The organism is Bradyrhizobium cenepequi, from assembly GCF_020329485.1.
GTDB lineage: Bacteria > Pseudomonadota > Alphaproteobacteria > Rhizobiales > Xanthobacteraceae > Bradyrhizobium > Bradyrhizobium cenepequi.
In genome coordinates this window covers 148,784-168,388 of record NZ_JAGKJI010000011.1, presented here as the reverse complement: position 1 = coordinate 168,388, position 19,605 = coordinate 148,784, and the positions used below count along the sequence as shown (strand labels likewise).

Annotated in this window: 18 protein-coding genes and 2 pseudogenes; 9 read left to right on the top strand and 11 right to left on the bottom strand. The window is 62.1% G+C overall.

Annotated features, from left to right (window positions below; genetic code table 11):
• Positions 1-176: 176 nt before the first annotated feature.
• Positions 177-488: a hypothetical protein gene (locus tag J6497_RS15250; protein ID WP_225705083.1), complete on the bottom strand. Its 312-nt coding sequence runs from the start codon at positions 486-488 to the stop codon at positions 177-179.
• 767 nt (positions 489-1,255) lie between these two features.
• On the opposite strand from J6497_RS15250, the gene J6497_RS15245 reads away from it, so the two are divergent.
• From J6497_RS15245 to J6497_RS41240, 7 genes and pseudogenes are all read left to right on the top strand, one after another.
• The gene (locus J6497_RS15245; RefSeq protein ID WP_225705082.1) at positions 1,256-2,185 is read left to right on the top strand and encodes a TauD/TfdA dioxygenase family protein; all 930 of its coding nucleotides are present in this window, start codon (positions 1,256-1,258) and stop codon (positions 2,183-2,185) included.
• A 343-nt stretch (positions 2,186-2,528) separates the two neighbouring features.
• A pseudogene (locus tag J6497_RS15240) lies at positions 2,529-3,331 on the top strand (Ldh family oxidoreductase).
• Positions 3,332-3,520: 189 nt separating this feature from the next.
• Complete coding sequence (locus J6497_RS15235; RefSeq protein WP_225705081.1) at positions 3,521-4,207, top strand: MFS transporter; 687 nt, start codon at positions 3,521-3,523, stop codon at positions 4,205-4,207.
• Positions 4,208-4,412: 205 nt separating this feature from the next.
• The gene (locus tag J6497_RS15230; RefSeq protein WP_225705080.1) at positions 4,413-4,739 is read left to right on the top strand and encodes an MFS transporter; all 327 of its coding nucleotides are present in this window, start codon (positions 4,413-4,415) and stop codon (positions 4,737-4,739) included.
• A gap of 22 nt (positions 4,740-4,761) precedes the next feature.
• Entirely contained in the window at positions 4,762-5,910 is a 1,149-nt protein-coding gene (locus J6497_RS15225; RefSeq protein WP_249793566.1) for a lactonase family protein, read from the top strand.
• Entirely contained in the window at positions 5,793-6,035 is a 243-nt protein-coding gene (locus J6497_RS41945) for a hypothetical protein (protein ID WP_376708211.1), read from the top strand. The genes J6497_RS15225 and J6497_RS41945 overlap by 118 nt, the downstream gene beginning before the upstream one ends.
• A 725-nt stretch (positions 6,036-6,760) precedes the next feature.
• Complete coding sequence (locus tag J6497_RS41240) at positions 6,761-6,892, top strand: hypothetical protein (RefSeq protein WP_283844516.1); 132 nt, start codon at positions 6,761-6,763, stop codon at positions 6,890-6,892.
• 482 nt (positions 6,893-7,374) lie between these two features.
• Here J6497_RS41240 and J6497_RS15220 read toward each other — a convergent pair whose 3' ends face one another.
• The 3 genes from J6497_RS15220 to J6497_RS15210 form a co-directional block, all read right to left on the bottom strand.
• Positions 7,375-7,719, bottom strand: coding sequence for an AAA family ATPase (locus J6497_RS15220; RefSeq protein WP_225705079.1), 345 nt, complete (start codon positions 7,717-7,719; stop codon positions 7,375-7,377).
• A gap of 146 nt (positions 7,720-7,865) precedes the next feature.
• Positions 7,866-8,096, bottom strand: a complete 231-nt coding sequence (locus J6497_RS15215) for a hypothetical protein (RefSeq protein WP_225705078.1) — start codon at positions 8,094-8,096, stop codon at positions 7,866-7,868.
• A 260-nt stretch (positions 8,097-8,356) separates the two neighbouring features.
• Positions 8,357-8,560, bottom strand: a complete 204-nt coding sequence (locus J6497_RS15210) for an excisionase family DNA-binding protein (protein ID WP_225705077.1) — start codon at positions 8,558-8,560, stop codon at positions 8,357-8,359.
• 43 nt (positions 8,561-8,603) lie between these two features.
• Between J6497_RS15210 and J6497_RS15205 the strand changes: the two genes are divergently transcribed.
• Positions 8,604-8,885, top strand: a complete 282-nt coding sequence (locus J6497_RS15205) for a hypothetical protein (protein ID WP_225705076.1) — start codon at positions 8,604-8,606, stop codon at positions 8,883-8,885.
• Positions 8,886-9,032: 147 nt separating this feature from the next.
• Here J6497_RS15205 and J6497_RS15200 read toward each other — a convergent pair whose 3' ends face one another.
• The 4 genes and pseudogenes from J6497_RS15200 to J6497_RS15185 all read right to left on the bottom strand — a co-directional run bounded on the left by J6497_RS15200 (position 9,033) and on the right by J6497_RS15185 (position 13,870).
• A complete protein-coding gene (locus tag J6497_RS15200) occupies positions 9,033-10,439 on the bottom strand; it encodes a site-specific integrase (RefSeq protein ID WP_225705075.1) in 1,407 nt (468 codons plus the stop codon).
• 144 nt (positions 10,440-10,583) lie between these two features.
• Positions 10,584-11,429: pseudogene (locus tag J6497_RS15195) on the bottom strand (isocitrate/isopropylmalate dehydrogenase family protein); the annotation flags it as partial.
• Positions 11,430-11,524: 95 nt separating this feature from the next.
• A complete protein-coding gene (locus J6497_RS15190; protein ID WP_225705074.1) occupies positions 11,525-12,595 on the bottom strand; it encodes an alcohol dehydrogenase in 1,071 nt (356 codons plus the stop codon).
• Between the two features lie 96 nt (positions 12,596-12,691).
• On the bottom strand, positions 12,692-13,870 hold the full coding sequence (locus J6497_RS15185; RefSeq protein ID WP_225705073.1) for a CaiB/BaiF CoA transferase family protein: 1,179 nt from the start codon (positions 13,868-13,870) through the stop codon (positions 12,692-12,694).
• 173 nt (positions 13,871-14,043) lie between these two features.
• Between J6497_RS15185 and glgA the strand changes: the two genes are divergently transcribed.
• Positions 14,044-15,468, top strand: a complete 1,425-nt coding sequence (gene glgA / locus J6497_RS15180; protein ID WP_225705072.1) for a glycogen synthase GlgA — start codon at positions 14,044-14,046, stop codon at positions 15,466-15,468.
• Here the strand turns inward: glgA and J6497_RS15175 are convergent.
• From J6497_RS15175 to J6497_RS15165, 3 genes are all read right to left on the bottom strand, one after another.
• Positions 15,435-16,715 (bottom strand): MFS transporter, encoded by a 1,281-nt coding sequence (locus J6497_RS15175; RefSeq protein WP_376708210.1) that lies wholly within the window; start codon positions 16,713-16,715, stop codon positions 15,435-15,437. The genes glgA and J6497_RS15175 overlap by 34 nt on opposite strands.
• Positions 16,716-16,803: 88 nt before the next feature.
• Positions 16,804-17,289 carry a PRC-barrel domain-containing protein gene (locus tag J6497_RS15170; protein WP_225705071.1) on the bottom strand — a complete coding sequence of 162 codons (486 nt, stop codon included), beginning with the start codon at positions 17,287-17,289 and terminating at the stop codon, positions 16,804-16,806.
• 54 nt (positions 17,290-17,343) lie between these two features.
• Complete coding sequence (locus J6497_RS15165; RefSeq protein WP_225705070.1) at positions 17,344-19,545, bottom strand: amylo-alpha-1,6-glucosidase; 2,202 nt, start codon at positions 19,543-19,545, stop codon at positions 17,344-17,346.
• Positions 19,546-19,605: the final 60 nt, after the last annotated feature.

Below are 19,605 nucleotides of genomic sequence, written 5' to 3'. Positions count from 1 at the left end.
GGTGCGCATCGGGTATCTCCTTCGATCAGGATACCCGAAACCCATGCAATAACTATGCTACGAACTTGCGGGACAGAACACTAGCAGCGTGGCGGGTCACGGTTCTCTTCATCCGTTGGCCCCGCGAATGACCTGCGCAAACGTCGACCGCGATGTTCTCGTGACGGGATTTTCGATCACTCGCCGATGGCTGCAAACCATGCGCCGGCGGTATTGTCGACCAGCAACCCCGTAACTCGATCTGGACCTACGCGCGCATCGGCGGAATGGCAGTGCAAATCTGGCGCAGCCGAATGCCCCATGCTCTCGGTATTTGTTGTCGCTCTTGGCGCGATCGGCTTCGTGATCGGCCATGGCGCGAGCCCAATGCTCCAGCCGCGTCCAAACTGAGGTTGAATAAAGGCCGCATACTCGCTCATGCGGGGCAACAAGCGAATGCGATCAGACGCATCGATGCCGAGCGGTGCGTCGATGAACTCGAATGCCACGGCGGGTATCGCCGGAGCAGCTCGAGAATGACAGGTGCCCCCACTTCGAGATCAGGGGTGCGCGATGGTCCCGAAATTTGGTGTGTGCCTTGCTTTACGAGAGGAAACACGCGCGGTCGTCAGCATGCCTTTGGATCGACGCTGCCGATTGTCAGATTTCCGACATGTCCGTCTTGAACCCGACGTGTCTGATGTTGAAGGATGGAAGGTCATATGATTCGTCTCTCGTGCTGAGCCGAACGGATGCCTGACAATCGAGCGCCCTGTAGCCGTTGGTCCCGACCCAGGCGCTCGACCTAATGTTTTGTTAGACTCTGCTTCTTCGCACGCGAGGATGCGGCTGGCCATCGAGCTCCCAGGCTATCTGGTCGAATTATCAGCGCAATCCGGTGACCGTCGCGCCGGGTTTCCCCGATCCCGTTAGCGCTCTTGGCGGTAGGTAACCGTTCAAGGCTCGGTTTTCGCGATTGGCACGGTGCTTGCTGGAGATCACCCGCGCGAGGTCTGCCTATGAAGTCCAGTGACGTGACCTGCCGTTCGAAGTTGAACCTGCCAGATCATCAGTAAGGGGCACCGGTGAGTTTCAGGCATACCCCATCGAAAATGGCACGGATCAGCCGCGATCCGTGCGTGGCCGATTTTGCCTCACACGAAGCCGGCACCAACGGGCCGATTGCCGCGGATTTTGATATTCCCAATCTAACGTTCACCCATTCGTGCCGCAGCTGAATACGTTTGTTTGGTGAAGAAACCGCAGAGGAAACAACATGAGTGAACCGACTTCGATCGATTATGCCATTCCGCGTACCGATGTCGTCAAACGCGCAGCGCGCATCGGCGCCGAAATCAGAAATATCAAGCTCTCAGGCGATTTGCCGGACCAGGCGATCGCCGAAATCAACAGCTTGCTGCTCGAGCACAAGGTGATCTTCTTCCGCGACCAAGGTCATCTCGATGACGCCGAGCAGGAGCTATTTGCTGCCCGTTTCGGAAGGCTGGTGCCACATCCGATTCTCGGTGTTACCAAGGGAATGGCATCGATCCTCGAGCTTGACTCCGCTCGCGGCGGTGGCCGGGCCGATGTGTGGCACGCCGATGGGACCTACGCCGATGCCTATCCCAAGATTCTGGTGCTGCGAGCCGTTGTGATGCCACCATTCGGTGGCGATACGATCTGGTCAAACACCGCGGCCGCCTATCTCGACCTGCCTCCAGCGCTGCAACGGCTTGCCGACGAGCTCTGGGCCGTTCACAGCAACGTCTTCGACTACGCCGGAATGGCCCGTGCCCGCGAGGTCGACAAGAAGCATTTTGGCGAGGTCTTCACCAAAACGATCTTCGAGACCGAACATCCCGTGGTGCGTGTCCACCCCGAGACCGGCGAGCGGACGCTAGTGCTCGGCGTTTTGGTGCAGCGTTTTGTTGGCATTCCCAAATATGACGGCCAAAAGCTGTTTGATCTATTCCAGTCTCATGTCAGCGCGCCCGAAAACACCGTGCGCTGGAACTGGAAGGAGGGCGATGTCGCGATCTGGGACAACCGCGCCACGCACCATTATGCGGTCAATGATTACGGCGACCAGCATCGCGTCGTTCGTCGCGCCACCATCGATGGTGACGTGCCCGTCAGCGTTGATGGTCGGTGCAGTGTAACCCGCGTCAAGGCCACCAAACAGCCGCCTATGAAGGTCGCCTAGCGCGTTCGCAAATTCACGGAGATCTGGCCAACGTAGACCGCTCTTATCCGCGCGTTCGTTGCTTGTGACAGCCGAGGTCAAACGGCCCGCGCGGATCTGACGAAGATCTGGTTTCCGCGAGCCGCATCTGAAGATTCAGGCGCTCAATTGCGATCGCGCTTGCCCATGGAGCGGGAGACTCGCTATCCAGCACGGCTAGGTCACTTGCATTGTGGAGAGGACCAGAGGACCTCTCGTCCGAGCGAACCTAAGCAGCGTGAATCCCGAACCCAAAAAAAGCCGACTAGCTCCGTTCTGGGCTGGAGCGGAGAGCAAGTGCGCGATTAAGAAGGAATGCAAGTAGGTGCAGTACTTCGTGAGGGTCGACGGCGACAACGGCGTGCGTCCATTGGTCGGAATCCGTGCCCTCGAAGCAGCAATGGAAGCCGCTACCACGACCGGGGTTGCCCTGGTGCTCGCTCGTGGCAGCAACCATTTCGGCCCGGTCTCACCCTACAGTTACATCGCCGGCCAAGCAGGTTTTGCGAGCCTGATCGGCAGCAACGCGACCACCACCATAGCGCCCTGGGGTGGGCGCGAGGCCCGTCTTGGCAACAGCCCATGCGGCTTCGGCTTTCCCAACCCGGGCGGCGATCCGATCATTCTGGATATGGCGATCAGCGTCGCAGCGCGAGCCAAGATCCGCAACGCGGGCCGATTCCCGATACCTGGGCGACGGATCGATCTGGCAGGCCCACCACCGACCCGAATGGGGCTTTGAACGGCTTTCTCCTGCCGATCGGCGGCCACAAGGGATATGGTCTCGCCCTGGTCGTCGACCTGCTTGCCGGGCTGCTTTCGGGCGCTGCTTATCTCACTCACGTCAAATCCTGGGTCGGCTCTCCCGAAGAGCCTCAAAATCTTGGCCACTACTTCCTTTTGATCGACACGAAGTGGCTCGGTGCTGCGGATTGGTTGTCCGGACGAATGAACGACTTCAAGGAAATCCTGCACTCCACGCCGCCGGCCGATCCGAACTCGCCCGTATTGGTGCCAGGCGAAATCGAAAACCGAAACCTTTCCCGCGCCCGGCGGGAAGGCGTCGGCCTTGATCCGTCGCTTCTGGCGAAGCTCCAGGCCTTCGCGGAGCGCGCTTCCTCGGCCTGAACGCGGCGCGCCACTGGCGAGCCTCGATCGGCACCATCGTCAAAATACCTCGGCAACAAGAGGCAAGAAGAGAGGAAAAACACGTGGGCGAAACAGCAGTCCTATATTCAAATCCTGCTTGTCCGGCCAGCGGTGCCGACACTTTGAAACGAGCCGCCTTCCGCAGGGTGATCTGGCGGTTGCTGGCGGTTGCTGCCGATCCTGACGCTGGGCTACCTCTTCAACTTCCTCGACCGCACCAATATCGGTTTCGCTGCGCTGCAGATGAACCGCGACATCGGCTTATCCGCGACGCAGTTTGGCTGGGGTGCCGGCATCCTGTTCATCGGCTACTGCGGCTTCGAGGTGCCCAGCAACATGCTGCTTTACCGGTTCGGGGCCCGACTCTGGATATCCCGGATCATGATTTCCTGGGGCCTTCTATCCTGCGCCATGTGCCTCGTGTCTGGCCCGACGAGCTTCTACCTGCTGCGCCTTGCGTTGGGCGTCGCGGAGGCGGGGTTCTTTCCCGGCATTGCCTTCTTCCTCTCCTCCTGGTTCCCGGCCGAGTACCGCACCCGTATTTTATCCTGGTTCCTGGTGGCGATTCCCGTTTCTTCCGTCATCGGCGGGCCGCTCGGGGGAATGCTGCTGGAGATGGACGGCCATCTCGGTCTCACCGGATGGCATTGGCTCTTCATCATCGAGGGCCTACCGGCAGTCATTATCGGCTTGATCCTGTTGAAGCTGCTGGCCGATCGGCCGCAGGATGCCGCGTGGCTGACGCCGGACGAAAAGCGCATTATTGTCGCCAGCCTCGACAGCGAGAAGCATGATCGTGCCGTCAGCCGGCGGGCGTCGCCCTGCGCGACATCCGGGTATGGCTTTGCACCGTAGTCTATCTCGGCTTCACCTTAGTTAGGCTCGTATGGCATTCAGATCTGGCTGCCGCAGATCCTGAAGCAACAGCAGCTCTCTAATCTTCAGGTCGGCTGGATCTCAGCGCTGCCCTATCTCGCTGCCAGTGTAGGCATGATCGTATGGGCACGCTTCGCTGAACGCTCGGGCAAAAAGGTCATCAATCTCGCGACATGTTGCTTCCTTGCTGCCGCAGGCTTTCTGCTCGCTATCGCTACACGCCGCTTCGACCTGTCGCTGCTGGGCCACGGGCGCTCTTGTCGGCGTCACCGCGGCCCGGGCGATCTTCTGGTCGATCCCCACGCGTTTCTTGACGGGCATCGCTGCCGCGGGCGGCATAGCCTTCATCAACACGGTCGGTACCACTGGCGGGTTCTTTGGCCCCACCATTGTTGTCGGCTGGCTGGACACGACCGGGTCCTTCGAGGCCGGGCTGCTCGCCATGGCCGGATTTCTCGCAGTCTCGACGGTGTTCGCCCTCCTGCTCAAGCTCGTCATCCGCGACGAGTGAGACCGAAGGCCGTCTCACCAAGATGTCAGTTGAATCGCGGAACACCAATATGATCGACCGGAGAACCGTCCTGAGCGCCATCGCCGCGAGCTTCGCCCTTCCCGTCCCATCGCCTGCCAAGGCGGCCACCGGCTCAGCACCGGGGCGGTTGGCGCTCTATGCGAACGTGGGGCCGAACCTCACCCACTACGGGGTCGACGTCGAGGCGATGACCCTCACAAAACGCGACACGATCACCCTGCCGGACAGCGTGCAATACGCCTGGCCGCACTGTTCACGGCGGTTCCTGTACGTCGCGACCAGCAACACCGCCCCGGGCAACGGCGCCGTGCCAGGGAATTCACACCATCTTGTGGCACTGAAGATTGAGGAAAAGAACGGCGCCCTGACAGCGCACGGTGTGCCACTGGCAATTCCCACGCGGCCTATTCACGTGAGCACCGACATTCCCTCGGAAAATATCTTGGTCGCCTTCAACAAGCCGAGCGGCGTTCGTGTCTATAGGATCAATGAAGACTTCACGCCGGCCGAGGAAGTGAGTCAGACTGGTCCTATCGACCCGGGTATTTACGCCCACCAAGTGCGGGTGACGCCGGACAATAAGTTGGCGATCCTGGTAACTCGCGGGAACGAAGGCACTCCCACCCACATCGAAGAGCCTGGGGCGATCAAAGTCTTTGATTACGAACGCGGGCTTCTGAGTAACGAAATCTCTATTGCTCCAGATGGCGGCCGAAACTTCGGGCCGCGCCATTTAGACTTCCATCCAACTCTTCCATTGATCTTCCTTTCGATCGAAACGCAGAACCAGGTTGCCCTGCTTCGGATGGACGACGCTAGGATTGAGCCGGACTTGCTGTTTCGAACCGGCACTCTGGCTAAGCGTGGCAGCCGACGTGCGCGCCAAGCCGCTGGGGCATGTGCACCCAAATGGCAGATTTCTCTACGTTGCGAACCGGGCGGAACAAACAGAGGAGTTCAGGGGTTTTCAAGGGGGACGAGAATGGCATCGTGGTCTACAAGATCGACCAGAGGACCGGCGAGCCCAGCCCCATTCAACATATTGGGTCACGCGGAATCCATCCGCGTACTTTCCACATCGACCCGAGTGGTCGAATGTTGGTGGCCGAGCACAACCTTCCCGTCACAGTGCGCGACGGTGACCGGTTAAGGGTCGTTGCCGCTGGACTCTCGGTCTTCCGCATCGGAGGTGATGGTAAGCTGGAGTTCATTCGCAAGTACGATATCGATGTGGGCGACGAAAGTATGTTCTGGATGGGCTTGGTGGAACTATGAATTGCGATAGCCACATTGCGAGAAGTGCGGCCACAAATTCTTGATCAATGCATCAACAGGCAAGAACGGCAGGAGGAATCGGAACCGCTCAGACCTGAGAATACCCTTATATGTAGGCCCGGTATGTCCCCTCAAAGATCGCGTATCGCCTACGACTCATGCGAATAACCAGCCACCGAGGTTTGATAGAATTTAAGTCAATCTGAGGCTTCCTCCTTGAGGTCTAAGCCGAGTACAAGCGGGACGATCAGCGCATAAGTGACAACCACCGTCAGCCAAATCGCTCCCGGTACCTGGGCGGCTTCCTCCGCAGCGCAGCCCGGTGCGAAGGTCGTTCTGGCGGACAAAGGCTTCTGCGGCACAGTGGCGTCACGGCCGCGGCGGGGCCCGGCCTCCTGCGGCGCGGGACGCTGCTGTCGCCAATCGCCTCGCCGCCGGCCTCGGCCTTGGAGAAGCAGAATGGATGTATCGAATCCTCGATCAGACCTAGCGTACGCTGCCGACGCTCGCCCGCCATTACAAATTTGGCGTAGATGACGAGGGACGGGTGAATTACCGCGCGGTGCGCGGGCCGGAATACATGCGCGCTCTTCGTCAACACGTGTTGAGCCACGGCGTCACCGTTCTCGATCATTCACCCGTAATCGAGCTGCGGATCGATCCGCTGCGCGCGCGGCCAGCGCCGGCAGGAAGGCGGACAAGCGTATCGGATCGAGGCAGGCGCGGTGGTGCTCGCGGCTGGCGGGACCAGCTTCCTGTCTCATCTGCTGGGATCGCAAACGAACACCGGCGACGGCTACCTCACGGCTGCCGAGGCGGGCGCGGAAATGTCCGGCATGGAATTCACCGCCGCCTAAACCATCGCGTTCGCGCATTCCACAATGACGCGAAGTATGGCCTATTCGTTCGCGACTTTACTACGATGCCGACGGACGCGAGCTGGACCTGCCGTCTGGCCCCGATCAGACCATCCGTCTTGCCCGTGCGCTGCAACGCGGCCCGGTCTACGAGTACTTCCGCGCGTCGTGCCCGTTTTGTCACGGCGACATCAATAGGGTCGAAAACAGCGGCGAAGGCGTAATATACACTTGCACCGTCAGGCGGCAGTCGCTGACCGGGCCGTTTCCGACTGTGTAAGGCGCGCTGAGAGTGTCCGCAACTATCTGCACGCATTTCGTCAATTCCAGCCCACTGTCTCGAAATTCGCCGCGACGGTCAGCATTCAAACCGCCCGAGTGTGGGTACGCGACTTACGCTATGGGGCGACGCAACGAAGGAAGGCACCCAAAATGCCAGCATCGACATACGGAGGCTGTCCGAACTTCCGATCGCTCCATCATTATAATCTTATCCACCTAGTTTTGGCGCGTTGTGCTCGTGTTTTGGCAGCAATGACGATTGGCATATGCTCCGTGACGCCCAACAACTGCCGGTGAGCGATTAGCCGGCGCTCTACAAGGTCCGCGCGTTCCAGCGCGAAATAGACCACGCCAGTGCGGCACTTGTTCTTTTTGCCGAACCAATCTCGGCCTAAGGCGACGCTGATGGCGGCCGATGCCATCAGTGCCGACTTCATGCCGCCAGGCGGGGCAATCCAGGCAGAGGTTTCGTTCCAGGCGAACACGCCCTTGATGAAATGGGCCTTGCCCACCTCTTCATGGTCGATGTCCTCAAGAGCCTTCACCCTGAGTTGCTTCCCGCCAGTTCGGTCCCGAAGGACCATGAGGCGGTCAAGCCGATTGTTTTCGACAACAGTAAGCCGCGGCTCTGTCGGAGTCTTCCGCGGTGCGAGCTCGGCGACATAGTCACCGCCGTAGTCTTCTCGAAACATCAGGCCGGCGCTCTATCCGCGGTGATCGCCTCGGGGATGAAGCCGACGCAGCCAGGCGCAACCTCCTCAGCCCATTCCAGCGCGGTATCAGGCGAGATGGCGCCGCCCTTAAGAGCTACGCCGATGACGGCGAGCTCGTTCTCAATGAGCTTGGCCCGAAAGTGGGTGCGGCGAAGCGTGGCGAGCACAAACTCGTGACGGCTTTCTGTGTCGGGGATTACCATCGTCATTGTGTCACCTCGCCATGCAGGAGAGGGGCAAGGATCGACGCCATCGCCAATGAGATGGCGCATCGGCGCGTGAGGCTCAGGGCCTGACGTTTTGCGAGGGCGCATCTGTCAGGGAAAGTTCGCGAATAGTCTCGCCCCTATTGCAGGGGCCGTGGTTGGCGTGTATATCGTGCATCTGCAATCTCTTTTTGCCCGGTTGCGCTGTGGCGGCGCGCCGGGCATTTTCTTGCCCAGCACCGGGTCATGTTTCGGGGAAGGGTTTAGGCTGCGCGCGAGACTTCTCGTTCCGGCAGAGCGGCGAGGAAGGCCTTAAGATCGTCAGCGAGGATGATGGTGCGGCGGCCGAACTTGCGAGCGCTTAGCTTGCCGTCCTTGATCGCCTGAAAGATTTTGGTACGGCCTGCACCGGAGGCGGTTGCAGCCTCTTCCGGGGAAAAGCCAAGCTTGCTGTCCTGCGTATCCATTTTGCTCTCCATTAATGAACGCGGTTACGTTCACGGAGAGAAGATGCGCGATTTCTGGGGACGTGCTTTGGCTAAGCAGAATTCAGCGAATAGCCAAGGTGCATCAGTCCTCTTCGCTCAATCGCCTCAAAAGCCGGTCAGCATCCAATCGGGCCGGGTTCTCGTCTCTAAATCTCCGATAAATATCCCTGCGCTGACGGTCGCTCTTTGGCCAATGCGATTTTCCGTCAACTTCAAGGTCTATCTGCGCCCAAGACTTACCTTCGTCGCGCATTTTGGCGATCTCGCGCGCCAGCCGTTCATGCGATGCGGCTGCCGGCTTTGAGCCATCGTCATTCACGCCAAATGCGTCGTCCAAGCTGTCGGCTTTTGTGGCAAGGAATGCCTCAATAGCATCTGCTGTGTATTGACGAGTTCAGCCGATAGGGGCGGCTCCGTGAGGGGCAGTTCGCGCAACTCGTCCATGAATTGCTTAAGCCTCTTGCGCGCGTCCATCATGCCCGCCCCGTGATCGACAACACATTCCCGCCTTCGGCACCAGCGGCACGACTGCCGCCCGGGCGAGGTCTTCCAAGGCTGTCGCGATGTATTTCGCATAGTGTGCCTCGATCATTTTGACAGAGGTATTATGCAATTTGGCGACGTGCTGGATGGGCAGGCCCTTTCGGAGGCCGCGGACAATGCTGGAGTGTCGGAAAGCATAGGGAATGACTTCGGGCATTCCAGCGCGATCGCGGATAAGCTGCCATGGACGATGAATTTCGGCCTTCTTCCACGGCCCGCGCTCCGACTTCTTCCACGCGATGATATTGTCCGGTTCCTGCTCATAGGCCCACCGCTCGAACAATGTAGCTTCGTTGGGCCGGCCGGTTATCGCGGGTAACAGCACCTCGAGCACGTCAGCACCCACCGGGACCGGGACAGAGCCGCCATTGCCGCCACGCCCCTTGTATGAACCCGGCACCATCAGCCGCCGCTCTGTGCGCTGCGCGTCACCGACACGCATCCGCCTGACTTGCGCATACCGCGCACCCGTTGCGGCCAGGCACACGACAATGCGATACAGATCGCCCTCGAACTCCTGCTCAATGTCGATTTCGCGCGCTGCTAGAAGCAGGGCGCCAATCTGCCCGTTAGTGAGTATCTGGTTATCCCGGGCCACCGACGCCTCGTCATCGTCATCCATGCGCTCAGCCTTGAAGCCGCCCCTTACGATCGCGAGGAACGTCGGGTTTAGCCTCTTTTGATCTTCCGAAAGGCGCGGCCATGCACCATTGAGAGCGGCCTTCAGGTCGTTTATGAGCCGTTGCTTTGTCGTGGCCTTGAGTTCTTCAGGCAGGCCCTCGCGCCACGTCATCAGATCGTCTTCTTTCAGCGCGTGCAGTGCTACTGCGGCGAGAGGGGCAGCTTCGATGGCATCTTGATGGCCACGCTCGTCTTGGCCCAGAACGTAACGCCGCAAGCGGTGACCGGCATCGGACCGTATCTCACGGCCTACCCTGCGGCTGTCGCGGGCGTCGCGCTTCTTGATGTAAGCCTCGACGGCAGTCCGCACGGTCGGCGCCGGCCCCGCTGCTTGGGCGGCGGCCTCTGTTCTGGCCCGGGTGACCGATTCCCGCGCCAGCTTGGCGGCCTGCTCAAAGGTTAGAGTGCCTTCGGCGGGCTTGTCGTTAACGTCGTTGGCAATGCCGAGTGACGCCTGCTTGTAGTTCGCCCCGTCGTAGTGATTGCGCCAGCGCACGAACCACACGCCGCTTTGGTTCCCCTTGCGGTAACCAAGGTGCGCCTCGGCGTCGAGGCGGCGCCAATGCACGCCAAGGTCCAGCCTGGAGCGTGCCTTCGCAGTCGTGATCTGAGCTTCCGTGAGTGTCTTCGCCATGGCCCGCCCCCGAGACGTTGAATATTCGTCGAATATACATCAGCGTACGCTAGCGAACAGCAATGAACGCCAACCCCATAAACAGCTGATATTGTTGGATTACAGCGAACATCCCTGAACTGATCATGGGAATTTGTTTCCGCTGTGGCACGGCTGAAACACCGCGTAGCGATCGCCGATGTCGGCCGACGGCGCCATGCCCATGCCGCCGATCAGGCCGGCCGTAAGATCGGAGAGGATGTCGCCGAACATGTTCTCCGTCACCAGGACGTCGAAATCCCACGGACGCTTCACCATGAGCGCAGAACAGGCATCGATATAGAGATGGTCGGCCCTGACATCCGGATGTCGCTTTGCCGTCTCGTCGAAAATCCCGCGGAAGAACGCAAAGGCCTTGAACACATTCGCCTTGTCGACGCAGGTCAGCCCGCCGCCGGGGCGGCCGCGCGCCTTGCGGCGCTCGGCGAGGCGGAACGAGAACTCGAACAGGCGCTCGGAAGTCCTGCGCGTGATCACCATGGTCTCACGCGCCTCATCCTCGGTGACAACGCCCTTGCCCATCGAGGCGAACAGGCCTTCGGTTGATTCCCTGATCACGACGAGATCGATGCCGCGTTGCTCCGCGCCGACGATCGGACTTGGCACGCCCGGAATCAGCCGCGCCGGCCGCACGCCGGCATAGAGATCGAAATGGAAGCGCAATTCGATCTGCGGCGCGATCTCGGTGTTGTCGGGGTAGCGCACTGACGGCAGGCCGCAGGCCCCGAGCAGGATCGCATCCGCCTCCTCGCATAGCCTGATCGTCGATTCCGGCATCGAGGTGCCGGTCTCCCTGTAGTGGTTGGCGCCCGCGGGCGCCTCGGTGAAGCGGAAGCGAAGCTCCGTCGTCGCCTCGATCCTGCGCAACACCTCAAGCGCCGGCGCCATCACCTCCGGACCGATGCCGTCGCCGCCGAGCACAGCGATGTGGAGCGCGTTGTTTGCGGACATGGGATATCCTTGCTGGCGTCATTGCGAGCGAAGCAATCCATCTCACCGCTTGCGGAGAGTTGGATCGCTTCGCCCCTCGCAATGACGGAGGAAACTTAAGGCGTCAGCACGGCGCGGCCGACCAGCTTGCCCTTCTGCAATTCGAGCAGGGAGTCGTAGGCCTTGCCGAGCGGCACGGGTGTTACCGGGATCGGCGCGATCTTCTTGGTCCGGACCAGGTCGAGCAATTCCTGTGTCTCGCGGAGGTTGCCGACATAGCTGCCCTGGATCGTGATCGCCTTGATCGGGATCAGCGGCAGCGGGAAGGTCGCGCCGCCGCCGAACAGGCCGACGATCACGAGCTTGCCGCCCTTGGCCAGGCAGTCGAAGCCGAGCTGCGTGGTCTGGGCGTTGCCGACGAGATCGATCACCGCGCGGATCGGCCCGCCTGCCTTCTTCGCCAATTGCTCCAGCGCGTCGGGCGCCTTGCCGTCGACGGTGCCGAGCGCGCCGGCGGCTTCCGCCGCCTCGCGCTTGCGCGCGTCAATGTCGACGACGATCGCACCCTTGCCGCCCATCGCCTTCAGCAGCGTCAGCGCCATCAGGCCAAGGCCGCCGGCCCCGATGATCACGATCGGCGAATCGAACGCGTATTCGACCTTCTTCAGCGCGCTGTAGGTCGTCACGCCCGAGCAGGCGTACGGCGCGGCGGTGACGGGATCGAGGCCCTTGAGGGTCAGGAGGTACTTTGGATGCGGCACGAGCATGTGGTCGGCATAGCCGCCATCGCAGTAGACACCGAGCGAGTTCGGCTTGATCGCACACATGTTCTCGTCGCCGGCAAGACAGGTCGGGCATTTGCCGCAGCCGAGCCAGGGATAGACCAGCGCGACGTCGCCGATCTTGAGATCGCCGGTGTCGCCCGGCTTCACGTCCGGCCCGAACGCCACCACCTCGCCGACGGTTTCATGCCCCATCGTGCGCGGCAGCGAGACGCCGCGATCCTTCAGCGACAGCGGCTTGCGGCCGTGGCCGAGATCGTAGCCGCCTTCCCAGATATGCAGATCGCTGTGGCAGATCCCGGCCGCCTTCACCTTGATCAGCACCTGCGTGCCGGTCGGCTCCGGCGTCGGCTGGTCGACTTCCTTCAAGGGGGCGTTGAATTCGGCTACCTGGAAACTCTTCATCGTTGTTCTCCCAACATTCTTGTTGTTGTGGTGGACATTGCCACGTCTGCCGACGCGAGACAAACCGCGGCGCGCGGCGATCAGCCGCGCCGATTGCTAGCCGGCAAATGCGGCGATCTCGGCTCCGGACAGGCCGGCCTGCTTGAGATAGGCGCGGGTGTGCTCGCCGAGCGTCGAGACGCGCCTGGCGGCTGCAACCTTGGCGCCTGACATCCGGAACGGCTGGTTGAGCACCTTGAAGGTGCCGCCGCCGTCCTCGACTTCGGCCAAGGCGCCGCGATGCGCGAGCTGCGGATCGGCCAGGGCTTGCGCAACCGTGCGATAGGCGGATGAGGGCACGCCCTCATTGAGCGCGGCGAGGCATTGTTCTGTCGTCACCCGGCGTGACCAGTCCTCGACGCCATCCATCAGGGACGCCCAGTTTTCCCGGCGGTCGGAATATTTGGCGAATCGTGGATCGCTCACCCATTCGGGGCGACCGATCACCTGCATCAGGCTCTGAAACGTCTTCTCGCTGGCGATCGCGACCATGACGTAGCCGTCGGAGGTCTCGACCGGGCCGAACATCGGCCGCTGCGTCTGTTGCACCTTGAACTGCGCCCACTGCACCTCGTTCAAGGTCAGGCTCAGCATCGCTTCGAGCATGGAGACGTCAATGTGCTGGCCCTCCCCGCTGCGGTGCCGCTGATGCAGCGCCGCTCCGATCGCGCCGAACGCATAGACGCCGCTCAGCACGTCGGCAACGTAGATGCCGCAATAGTCGGGCCTGCTCCGCCCGGCCTGGTAGGCGAGATGCGCCATGTCGTAGCCGGAGGCGGCGTGGATGACCGGGGCATAGGCCGGCAGGCCTGCCGACGGCCCGGTCTGGCCGTAGCCGGAAATCGAGCAATAGATCAGCCGCGGGTTGAGCCCGCGCAGGCTGGCATAATCGAGCTTGAGCCGCCGCATCACGCCCGGACGGAAATTCTCGACCAGGATGTCGGCGGTGGCGACGAGCCGGCGAACCACCTCCACCCCTTTGGCCGACTTCAGGTCGAGCGTCAGGCTCCTCTTGCCGACATTGAGCTGGCCGAACGCGGTCGAGCAATGGTTGCGCACCGGTGGGCGGGTCCGCATCATCTCGCCTTCGGCGGGCTCGATCTTGATGACTTCCGCTCCGAGGTCGGCAAGCATGCGCGTGCAATGAGGCCCGGCGATCGTAGTCGAAAAATCAAGCACACGAAGGCCGTCGAGACTCTTTGTCAAATAGCCCTCATCGTTCTCGACTATCGTCATTCGCAAAGCTCCCTCACCCGCGCCTCTTGGCGGCGTGGCGTGAACCTAAAGTGAGCGGCTTCTACAGGGAAGTGTCTTGATCCAGACCGGACTGGACACCCCTTTGATTTTAGTCAAAGGGAATTGGACCCATTTTTGCATAGTTGCTTACAGGGGTTGGAGCGAGGCTTTTCTTGAAGGTCTTATTCGTCACCACTGAAATGGACGATTTCGTCCGCGTCGGCGGCCTTGCCGCTGTTTCCGCCGCCCTTCCCCGAGCCCTACGTCCCTGGAGCGATGTACGGATCATGCTCCCCGGTTACCGGGACGTGGTCGAGCAACTCGCTCATATTGAAATTGTTGGCAAATGCGCGCCGCTTGCGGAGATGCCGGCATGCACGATCGGCCGTGCCTCGACTCGCGACGGCATGCCGGTCTACGTCGTGCTGTGCCCAGAGCTCTACGACCGTCCGGGTAACCCCTACGGGGATGAGAGCGGACGCGACTGGCAGGACAACGACATCCGCTTCGGGCGATTCGCGTCCGCCGCGGCAGAACTCGCCGCAGGCAGTCTGGACAGGAATTGGGCAGCCGACCTCGTCCACGCCAATGACTGGCAGGCCGCGCTGGCGCCAGCCTATCTGGCCTGGCGCGGCGCACGCATTCCCTCGATCCTGACCATCCACAATCTCGCCTACCAGGGACTCTTCCCGAAGGATTCGTTGCGGCGGATTGGCGCGCCGGAAAATTCCTTCCACATCGACGGGCTCGAATTCTACGACAAGCTGTCCTTCCTCAAGGGCGGCATCGTCTATGCCTCGCACCTGACGACCGTCAGCGCGACCTATGCCAAGGAGATCACGACGGCAGAGCTCGGCTGCGGGCTCGAGGGCTTGCTACGCATCCGCTCCAATGCCGCGCAGCTCACCGGAATCCTCAATGGAATCGACGAGAGCTGGGACCCGCGCTTCGACGCCAAGCTCGCACAGCAGTTCGGCGTCGGCGACTGGGCCGGCAAACAGGCCAACGCGGATTACGTGCGCAAACAGTTCGGCCTCGCCGTCTCCCGCGGACCGATGTTCGGCCTGGTCGCCCGCCTCGTGCACCAAAAGGGCGTCGACCTCGTGCTGTCGGCGGCCGACGAGATCGTCGCGGCCGGCGGGCAGATCGTCGTCACCGGCTCCGGCGAGCCCGCGATCGAGCAGGCGCTGGTGGATGCGCACCGACGGCGGCCGGACGCGATCGGGGTGGCGATCGGCTTCAACGACGCGCAGGCGCGGCGGATCTTCGCCGGCAGCGACTTCACGCTGATGCCGTCGCGCTTCGAGCCGTGCGGGCTGAGCCAGATGTATGCGCAGCGTTTCGGCTCGCTGCCGATCGGCCACCAGACCGGCGGGCTGGCCGAGACCATCAGGGACGGCGAGACCGGGTTTCTGTTCCCGCAACCGTCGGCGGAATCCTTCCGCGGCGGCGTGCGCCGGGCGTTCGAGGCATTCGTCGCCAAGGACCGTCTGGACACCATGCGCCGCAGCGCCATGGCCCGCAGCTTCAGCTGGAGCATCTCGGCCGCCCTCTACGGCGCGCTCTATCGCAAGCTGGCGCTGCCGCAAGTCGGCTGATCGTCATGTTGGCGCGGTCGTCGCGTCTCGGGCATGATCGAGAAGATCATCAGGAGGCCGAGCGCGGCGATCCCGGCAAGCCCCAAGAAAGCGATACTGCTGCCGAACTTGTCGCTAACATAGCCGGCGAGCACGGTGCTCAGCGATGCCCCGATCCCGACCGCGGTGCCAACGATGCCCTGCGCCAGGTTGAAATGCCCGGAGCCGAAAGCGACGTCGGCCACGATCAACGGCACCATGACGCTGAACACCGCCGCGGTAATGCCGTCGAAGATCTGCACGGCCACCAATAGGTAGGGATCGTGCACGGTTGCAAACAGCACACCGCGGATCACGAGCGCGCCAAAGGCGAGCAGCAGCAGCGGCCGCCGGCCCCAGGCCTGCGCCTTGCGCCCGACCGAGGGCGATGCAAGCGCTACGATCGCCTGCGGCACAATGATGCAGGCCGCGATCAGGACCGGCGCCCATTGGCTGGAGCGCATCGTCACCACGCCCGCCATCAGCGGCAACATCGCCGCATTGGCGAGCTGGAACAGGAGCACACTGAAGGCGAAGATCAACAATGGCCGCTTGCTGCACAGCGCCAGCACGCTGGTCGCCTTCTTGTCAGGGACATCACGGACGATGGCGCCATGCGCCTGCGCGATGTCGATCTCCTTGTTGCGGATCCGCGAGAGCGCGACCAAAGTGGGCATCGCCAGGATGAAGGTAACTACGAAAACGGAACGGCTCGAGATCAGATACCCGGCGGCGCCCATCAGCGCCGCCGCTGAGCCGTTGCCAAGCGAGGCAAAACGGGCATTGCGTCCGAGCCGCTCGCCGATTGCGTACGGCCCGACCAGACCAAGGCTGATCGCCGCGATGGCCGGCCCGAGCACGCAGCTCGCGAGCGCGTGCAGGGTCGCCGCCGTCACCACGACCGGGAAGATCGGCCACACCGCATAGGCCAGCGCGGCGCAGCCAATGGTCGCGACCGCGAGGCCGGCGACCAATTTTTCCGAGCGCGCCGCATCGACGATGGCGCCCCCCGGCATCTGCCCCAGCAATGCGACGATGCCTCCGATCGACAGCACGAAGCCGATCTCGACCTGGGTCCATTTCTGCGTGGTCAGATAGACCGCCACGAACGGGCCGAAACCGGTCTGCACGTCGGCCAGGAAGAAGATGAACCAGTCCAGACCGCGCTGGCTCTGGGATGAAGGTTGGCGCGACGGCTCTGGTGCTGGCAACTCCGGCACCAGTGGCACACCGTGTTCGTCCGCCGTCGACCGCCTGCGATCGCCGCCGATCCTGTCCGTCAAAGACGAGGGACGAGCGACCAATGTTTCTCCGACTTTAATGGTCATATTGCCATGGATGCAAACTGCCGGCGGCGCCGAGCACGATGAGCGGCGTATCCTCCTTGTATTCCGGCGCCGCGCTCACCTGCTCCTTGGTCAGTTCGAGCGTGATACTGTCGCTCTTGTTGGCGACCTTGCCGAAGTGCAGTGCGTTCCAGTCAACGACGATCTTGCGGCTGCCGACACCGAGGAAGCCACCGAAGTCGATCACGGCGGCGCGCACCGTGCCTTCGCGATCGACAATCACGTCGACGATTCGTCCCATGTTCTCGTTGGCGGCGCTGCGCACCTCACGGCCCAGGATGCCATGCGCATCCCGGGCACCGATTACGGTGACCGAAGGCGGCGGCGCCGGTTCCTTCTGCGCACCCTGCGCCGGGGGAGTGGTCGGCGGCGGTGCCGCCGGATCATCGGCCGCCTGCGCGGCCGCAACCGCGACAAAGGCCGCAGCAACAATTGTCATCACCATGCTGGCCCACATCGGGGGTCTCCAAACCAGGAATTAAAGCTAAACATTCTGGCCGACGTTCGACGTTCAATGCGTCAGTACGATCGACACTTGGATTTGACCGCGTGTGCGCAATACTTCGAGCGACACTTCGTCGTCGTGGCGGCGAAGCCTCAGATCGACGCTGGAGGCGCCGAGCTGGAGATCGCGCAGGATTACCTCATTCAGGAATTCCGGCAAGCGCGGATCGCGCAGCCTGATCTCGCCGCGGGCGGCGTCGAACTCGAGCCCCAGCGCCGCCTCCAACAGCGTGAAGGGAGTGGCGCTCGCCCAAGCTTGCGGCGCGCAGGCTACCGGATAAAGCACCGGTCCGCGCCGCCGTTCGCGCTGGAACCCACAGAATAATTCGGGCAACCGTCGCAGGTCCATGTAGCTTGCAGCGTCGAACAGGCCCTTGAACAGATGCGCCACCGAATGCGTCAGCCCGTAGCGCGCGAAACCGAGCGCGATCAGCGCATTGTCGTGCGGCCAGATCGAGCCGTCATGATAGGACATTGGGTTGTAACGGACCTCGTTCTTGCCAACCGTGCGAATGCCCCAGCCCGAGAAGAAACGCTGGCTCATCAGGTCGGCAGCGACCAGCCGTGCACGGTCTTCCTGGACGATGCCGGTGAACAGGAGCTGGCCGGCATTCGAGGTCCGCACCCGGCACGGTTCCTTCTTGCCGTCGAGCGCCAGCGCATAGGTGCCGAGTTCCTCGCACCAGAAGGCCTCCTCGAAGCGCTGGCGCAGCGTCTCGGCTTGGGCATCGAGCTTGTCCGCCCGATCGGCATAGCCGAGCCGGCGCGCCACCCTGGCCAGCAGCCGCTTGGCCGCAAACACATAGCCCTGGACTTCGCAGAGCGCGATGTAGCCTTCCGCCAGCCTGCCGTCGGCATGGAAGATGGCGTCGTAGGAGTCTTTCCAGCCCTGGTTGGCGAGGCCCTGCTCGGTCGCGCGCTGATATTCGATGAAACCATCGCCATCGGGATCGCCGGGACCGTCGATCCATTGCAGCGCGGCCTCGATCGAAGGCCATAGTTCCGCAAGCATCGCCTCGTCGCCGGTGCGCTCGAAATAATGGCCGGCCAGCAACACGAACAGCGGCGTCGAATCGACACTGCCGTAATATTGCGCGAACGGCACCTCGCGCAGCGCCGCCATCTCGCCGCCGCGCATCTCGTGCAGGATCTTTCCGGGCTCGGCATCGGCAAGCGGATCGACGCTCTTGGCCTGGAAGAATGCGAGCCGCTTCAGGACGCCTCGCGCGATGCGCGGATCGACCCACAGCATCTGCAGCGCGGTAATCAATCCATCACGACCGAAAGTCGTGGAGTACCAGGGAATGCCGGCATAGGGGTAGCGGCCCTGCGGTGTTTCCGTCATCAGCATGTTGAGGTCGGCCATCGCCTGGCACAGTACCTCGTTGAAGATGTTGTTTGAAGTCTCGATACTGGCAGCACCCGCCGTCGAGTTCCGCATCTCGCGTCGATGCGCGAGCAGCCCGCGAAAGAATGGCACCGGCTTGTGCATGATCGGCTTGTTGCAGGACACCGCGATGAACAGCGAAGTGACCGCCTTGGGCGCCAACTCGAAATGGTAGGTCGCGGCATTCACCGACAGCCGCGTTGGCTTGGGATCGAAATGCAGCGCCGTGATTCGTGACTGGCCGTCGAGTCCGCCGTATTCGAGCACGACATCGGTCGGGCCGAGCAACCTGCTTGAGCCGGTGCCGCGCCGCGGCCGGCGTTCGCCGCGCACCTCGAACAGATCGGCGAAATCATTGTCGAACAGCAAAGTGAGATCGAAGCTCGCCGAATGGTCGCCGTGATTTTGCAGGCCGATGCGCTGATAGGCGGTGCCGCGCCACAGGAAGATCGAGCGCACGATGTGCAGCGTATCCTTCTGCAGCATCAGCCGGCCGTTGCGATAGACGTCGGAATTGGTGAGATCGACGGTCAGCGCCGAATTGTCGTCGCGCATGTTCGAGCCGAGCAACAGCGGCTGCACGTCGTCGAGAACCATTTCCAGCCGCGCGAGATAGCGGGTATCGGCGTTGAACAGGCCATCGGGCCCGCCGGCAGAAGCCCCGATGTCACCATGGCTGTCCAGCACGATGAATGTATCGTCGTGCTTGAGTGACCGCCGCGGCCTTGCGGCGGGACCCGTCATCGGAATGTAGAAGGACGATTCCGCGATTTGCTCGACGATGCGCGTGGTCGAAAATTGCGTCACGATCTCCGCTGCCATTTAGACCTCGAGCGCTTCTCTCGGGTTGCGATGGACGCTGATTATACGCAACTACCGTGG